Annotated in this window: 1 protein-coding gene; it reads left to right on the top strand. The window is 37.6% G+C overall.

Translation table 11 applies throughout. The features are described from left to right. Positions 1-39 precede the first annotated feature (39 nt). A partial coding sequence (locus tag QVO88_RS08540) for a galactokinase family protein (RefSeq protein WP_288177927.1) occupies positions 40-797 on the top strand: 758 nt, incomplete at its 3' end.

Genomic DNA, 797 nt, shown 5'->3' with positions numbered 1-797 from the left:
CAGGATATAGAAAGTCAGAAATCACGATATATTAGTGCTGTGGAGAAATTCACAGCACTGTATCCGAATAGAAATGATATACACGTTTATTCTGCTCCGGGTAGAACAGAAATCGGCGGTAATCATACCGATCATCAACATGGCTGTGTCATTGCAGGAGCAGTTGACTTAGATGTTATCGGTGTTGCAGCATTTCATGACGAAAACATCATCAGAATTAAATCAGAGGGATACGATGAATTTGCAGTTTCACTGGACGATTTGGATGTTCATATCGGTGAAAAAGGTTCTTCTGAAATTGTCAGAGGGATTGCAGCTCGCTTTAAGGATTTAGGTGTAGAAATTTCCGGATTTGATATGTATACAACTTCAAATGTACTTGGTGGAAGCGGTATTTCTTCTTCTGCTGCATTTGAAACATTGATTGCAACAGCAATTGACAGCTATTACAATAACAATCAGATCGGTGCAGTAGAAATCGCAAAAATCGGACAATATGCAGAAAACTTTTATTTTGGCAAGAAAAGCGGATTGATGGATCAGATGGTTTGCTCCGTTGGTGGATTTGTTTTTCTTGATTTTCAAAACATTCAAAATCCAAGTATCCAAAAAATTGATTTTGACCTTTCAAAAACCGGCTATGCATTGATCATCACAGACACCAAAGGAGATCATTCTGATTTGACAGATGATTATGTAGCCGTTCGTACAGAAATGGACGAAGTTGCAGAATATTTCGGCAAAAAGGTTCTTCGTGAAGTTGATGAAAATCAATTTTGGAATAATCTCCCTGATAT

The organism is Ruminococcus sp. CAG:57 (assembly GCF_000435935.1).
Classification (GTDB): Bacteria; Bacillota; Clostridia; order Oscillospirales; family Ruminococcaceae; genus Hominimerdicola; species Hominimerdicola aceti.
This window is presented reverse-complemented; position numbering and strand designations above follow the sequence as displayed.